Origin of the sequence: Solemya elarraichensis gill symbiont (genome assembly GCF_002021095.1) — a bacterium.
GTDB lineage: Bacteria > Pseudomonadota > Gammaproteobacteria > Chromatiales > Chromatiaceae.
Genome location: NZ_MPRK01000154.1, coordinates 1 through 4,310, shown reverse-complemented (window position 1 = coordinate 4,310; position 4,310 = coordinate 1). Strand labels below are relative to the sequence as shown.

5 protein-coding genes and 1 pseudogene are annotated in these 4,310 nt (G+C 53.5%); 5 read left to right on the top strand and 1 reads right to left on the bottom strand.

The genetic code is table 11. The features are described from left to right. On the bottom strand, window positions 1–1,767 hold a 1,767-nt coding region (locus BOW51_RS07950; RefSeq protein ID WP_078477222.1), incomplete at its 3' end, for a UvrD-helicase domain-containing protein. A 144-nt stretch (window positions 1,768–1,911) separates the two neighbouring features. On the opposite strand from BOW51_RS07950, the gene BOW51_RS07945 reads away from it, so the two are divergent. The 5 genes and pseudogenes from BOW51_RS07945 to BOW51_RS07925 form a co-directional block, all read left to right on the top strand. Continuing rightward, on the top strand, window positions 1,912–2,622 hold the full coding sequence (locus BOW51_RS07945; protein WP_078477221.1) for an LOG family protein: 711 nt from the start codon (window positions 1,912–1,914) through the stop codon (window positions 2,620–2,622). Between the two features lie 12 nt (window positions 2,623–2,634). Then, window positions 2,635–3,012 carry a DUF2782 domain-containing protein gene (locus BOW51_RS07940; protein ID WP_078477220.1) on the top strand — a complete coding sequence of 126 codons (378 nt, stop codon included), beginning with the start codon at window positions 2,635–2,637 and terminating at the stop codon, window positions 3,010–3,012. Between the two features lie 87 nt (window positions 3,013–3,099). Beyond that, window positions 3,100–3,432: a hypothetical protein gene (locus BOW51_RS07935; RefSeq protein WP_078477219.1), complete on the top strand. Its 333-nt coding sequence runs from the start codon at window positions 3,100–3,102 to the stop codon at window positions 3,430–3,432. Window positions 3,433–3,480: 48 nt separating this feature from the next. After that, window positions 3,481–3,720 carry a PepSY domain-containing protein gene (locus BOW51_RS07930; RefSeq protein WP_078477218.1) on the top strand — a complete coding sequence of 80 codons (240 nt, stop codon included), beginning with the start codon at window positions 3,481–3,483 and terminating at the stop codon, window positions 3,718–3,720. A 10-nt stretch (window positions 3,721–3,730) separates the two neighbouring features. Then, window positions 3,731–4,084: pseudogene (locus BOW51_RS07925) on the top strand (response regulator); the annotation flags it as partial. Window positions 4,085–4,310 lie beyond the last annotated feature (226 nt).

Here is a 4,310-nt window from a genome sequence, read left to right as displayed (position 1 = left end):
CTCTTCCTCGATATTCTCGTCATCGATACTATTCTGGTGAGGGAGGATTCCCTCCTCGATACCGACTAGATAGACCACGGGAAATTCGAGTCCCTTGGCGGCGTGCAGGGTCATCAGATTGACGCGGTCCGTGTCGCTGCCCTCATCCTGGCGTTCGAGGATGTCCATCAATGCCAGATGGTTGACCAGTTCCAGTGGTTCAGCCTCTTTCTCTTCCTCGAGCTTCTTGAGCCAGTTGACCAGTTCCAGTACGTTTTCCCAGCGTTTCATGGCAACTGCTTCCGAGGTGCTCTTTTCGCGCAGCCAGTCGGGGTATTCGATTTCGTTGAGGGCCTGCAGAAGGCTGCCGGGGACACCCTCGTCGAGTGCCATGCGCTGGAAGGTTTCAATCCAGTCGGCAAAGGCGTGCAGACGCTTGCAGCGACGTTCGTCGATCGACTCCCTGATGCCGAATTCACGGCATGCCGAGAGCAGGCTGATATCACGCTCATTGGCGTAGTGTGCAAGCTTTTCCAGCGTGGCCGGGCCGATATCACGTCGCGGTATATTGATGATGCGCAGAAACGCGGTGTTGTCGTCTGGATTGGCAATCAGGCGCAGGTAGGCCATGGCATCCTTGACCTCGGCACGTCCGAAAAAGGAGAGACTGCCGCTGAGAAAATAGGGCAGGTCATGGTGGCGCAGCGCTTTCTCGAAGGCACGTGCCTGGTGATTGCTGCGATAGAGAATGGCGATATCGCCGAGCTTCCTGCCTTGGAACTTGTGCATCAGAATATCTGAAACGACCTGCTCGGCTTCCTGTTCCTCTCCCTTGCACTGGATCACCTGGATCTTCTCTCCCTGTGCAAGTTGGCTCCACAGGCGTTTCTCGAAAAGGTGTGGGTTGTTGGCAATCAGGCTGTTAGCAGCATCGAGTATGGTGCTGACGGAGCGGTAATTCTGTTCAAGCTTGATCACCTTCAGCATTGGAAAATCCTGCTGTAGCTGGTGCAGGTTTTCGGGATTTGCGCCGCGCCATGCGTAGATTGACTGGTCGTCATCACCGACCACGGTAAAAGCCTGTCTGATGCCGGCAATCTGCTTGACCAGTTCATACTGGCTGAGATCGGTATCCTGGTATTCGTCGACAAGCAGGTAGCGAATCCGATTTTGCCACGCCTCGAGGACTTGCGGGTGCTCACGAAATAGCAGTACCGGGAGGCGAATCAGGTCATCAAAATCGACTGCATTGTATGCCCTGAGGGTGCGTTCGTAGGCGCCGTAACATTGTGCAGCGCGCAGTTCGAGGGCGTCTTCAGCCATGCTGACAGCCTGTGAGGGCGTGATCAGCTTGCCTTTCCACTCGGAGATTTTCCAGCGGATACTGTCAGACTTGTCGTCATCATCCGCGTTGCGCAGCAGTTCCTGCACCAATGGGCCGGTATCCTGTTCATCGAGCAGGGTGAAGCCCGATTTCAGCCCCGCATGTTGATGCTCTTTGCGCAGGATTGTCAGCCCCAGCTGGTGGAAAGTACTCACCTTGAGGCCACGCGCCTTGCCACTCTCGATCAGGCTGCTGACACGGCCGCGCATCTCTCGCGCTGCCTTGTTGGTGAAAGTGACGGCCATGATCGCGTGTGCCGGTATGCCTGCCTTTTCAATCAGCCAGGCAATTTTGTGTGTTATCACACCCGTCTTGCCAGAGCCGGCACCGGCCAGCACGAGTAGAGGTGAGCCAAGGTGGTGAACCGCAGACTGCTGTTCCGGATTGAGCCTTCTGGCAGCCATCAGCGAGTTATTCCGGTATCTGTTTCAGGGTGAGTGGACAATTGTATCGGTCGAGTAAGTCGGTCCAGCATCACTGGCGCCGTGGTTTGTCAGGAAGTGGTATTATCCAGATCAGCACACAAAAAGTAACCTGATTTAGTGGCAATGGATAAAAAAAATAGCAAAATCGAAAACATGTCTCAGCGCCCGGCACATGAGTCCTGGCGAGTTTTCCAGATCATGGCCGAATTTGTAGGCGGTTTCGAGAAGTTACAGTCAATACAGCCTGCGATCAGTATTTTCGGTTCGGCACGTACGCCGGAGATGCATCCCTGGTATGAAAAGACGGTGACAATCACGCGACTCTGCTCGGAAGCCGGTTTTGCCATCGTTTCTGGCGGCGGTCCCGGCATCATGGAGGCGGCCAACCGGGGCGGCAAGATGGGCAAGGCGCCCAGTATCGGTCTCAATATCTCACTGCCGAAGGAGCAGGCCGCAAACCACTACCAGGACATCAGCCTTGATTTTACGCACTTTTTTGCGCGCAAGGTGATGTTCGTCAAGCATGCAGTCGCCTATATTGTCATGCCCGGTGGTTTTGGCACACTCGACGAGTTCGCCGAGATCGTCACCCTGATCCAGACTGGCAAGAGCCGCCGCATCCCGATTATCCTTGTAGAGAGGGATTTCTGGTCAGGCCTGATCGATTGGTTTGAAAAAACCATGTTGCATCATGGCACTATCAGTGAAAAGGACCTTGATCTGATTCAGATAATCGACGATCCTGAAGAGGTCGTTGAAGCAATATTCAAACACTATGAAGGGCGTAGCCTTGAACCTTCCGAAGCAGAAAAAGATCTGCTGATGGAGCTTTAAACAGGATTTGATATGAAACCGATTGTATACAGCATATGTCTTGTATTGCTCTCCAGTGGAGCAGTTACAGCCGCTGACCAGGTCGTGGCACCACCACCGCCAAAACTGGAAAAGCCGGGGGACGTGACGCTTAAACGCTACCTTGCTGAGGAGCAGCGCAGAAAACAGGAAGAGTCTGCCCCGGCACGACACAATGTCACTGTCGTCAAGGGGGAGAATGCAACTGTTTATGAGTGCCGCCGTGATGGTGGCCTCTATCGTACCGAGATCGACCCCAAGCACGGGCCGGTCTACATTTTCGATGACACGGATGCTGACGGGACTGTCAACGACGGTGGAGCCGATCCACACTCTCAAGACACGCAGATGTGGAATCTGATGAAGTGGTAAAAGTTTTCTTTGTTCATCTTCTGTTCAGGGTGACTCGTCTAGTCTGTTAGCCACAGTAAGAACGAATGACTCAACAGGAGAAACAGAATGAAACTTCGACTTATTTCAGTTGCAACAGCGATATCGGCACTACTGGTTGTCACACCTGCAGTTGCTGACAAAAAGGATGGCCATCACAAGCACGGCGGCAAAGATGATAGCGTGATTGTTGTTCGCGGAGACAGGGATCGCGTTACCAGGCATTCACACAAGCATCGCCACGGTGGCAAAAAGCATGCACACAAGCATAAGCATGGAAGGAATTTTGATCATCATCGTGGTCACGTTCATCACTACTCGAACAGTGATAATTTCGATGCCGAAGACTTTTTTGCTGGAATGCTTCTCTATGGACTGATTGACGGACTTAACGAACATTAAGGGTAAGCCAACTTGTTCAGATATTGTCAATGCCAGGAGTCTCGAAGAATGTACATACGACTTGCACTGCTGATCTTCCTGCTGCTGGCGCAGGGTTCTCTCGCTGCCCGTTCTCACGATAAAGAGAACGGGCACAGGGAGCTCTCGCGTGAACAGGCGGCAGCGATAGCTCGCAAACGACATCCTGGCAAGGTACTTTCGGTCAGGCGGATTAAAGGCAAGAAGCCACCTGCATACCGCGTCAAAATTCTTTCGAAAGGTGACGTGCGTGTGATCAGGGTGCCCTGAGAGGATTGCCGTGCGTGTACTGGTAATAGAAGATGATGACAGGTTGCGTGAGCAGCTTGCGGAGTTGCTTCAGAAGAGTGGCTATGCGGTTGATATGGCGCCCGACGGCGATGACGGGCTTTTCCAGGCGCTTGAAAATCCACTTGATATTGCAGCCATTGATCTTGGTTTGCCGGGAGTGCCGGGCGACGAAATCATTCGCCAGGTGCGTGCCGCCGATCTTGATTACCCCATTCTTGTGTTGACGGCGCGTGATGCCTGGCAAAGCAAGGTCGAGGGTCTTGAGGCAGGAGCAGACGACTATCTCGTTAAGCCTTTCCATCCGCAAGAACTGATTGCGCGTTTGAGCGCGTTGCTGCGCAGAACCGGCGGATGGACGCAGGCGGTGATGCAGTGTGGTCCTCTTAAACTGGATACTGCCCGTCAACGTGTGAGCATGAATGACGAGGAGATTGATCTCACCGCGTATGAGTACCGCGTTCTTGAGTACCTCGTACGCTGCGCGCCAAGGAGAGAGAATCGAAGGCGCGTAGTCCCCGGTAGCCACTAGGCGAGACTGTTTTTCTGACGTGCGCCAGCGCCAAAGGAAA